General features: G+C 28.6%; 1 pseudogene. It reads left to right on the plus strand.

What is annotated here, in order from left to right:
• Positions 1 to 459 (plus strand): annotated as a pseudogene (locus B3J31_RS05960) (hypothetical protein); the annotation flags it as partial.
• Positions 460 to 472: the final 13 nt, after the last annotated feature.

Raw genomic sequence — 472 nt, forward strand, 5'->3', positions numbered from 1 at the left:
TATCACCTAGAATTTCAAACTAGAAATGATAGCACCATGATAGTTAGAATGTTTGAATATGGCTTTAAAAAGGCGAAGGAAGAAGCAGATGAAAGTAGCCATATTAAGAAGATTATTTTTCCTAAACAAAAGGTCATATTTTTTGAAGAAAATAAAAATATAGAGGATAAATTAAGGTTAAATATAGTATTTCCTGATAGTCAAGAAATTGATTATACAGTACCCGTGCTTAAGTATTGGGAATACTCAGATGAGGAACTTATACATAAAAAGATGTATCCACTTATTCCACTACAATTATTTCAATTAAAAAAGGAATTAATAAAGGTAAACAAGAATAATAACATTGAAAAGATGAAAGAATTATCCTATAAGGCAAAAAAACTAGCAACAAAATTAGCCAATGAATCTAAGGAACTCTTCGATTCTAATGAAATCCTTGGAGAAGACTTTCATTAACAGAGTTCTTAGC

The sequence above is a fragment of the Clostridium sp. UBA5988 genome (genome assembly GCF_002435615.1).
GTDB lineage: Bacteria > Bacillota > Clostridia > Clostridiales > Clostridiaceae > Clostridium_J > Clostridium_J sulfidigenes.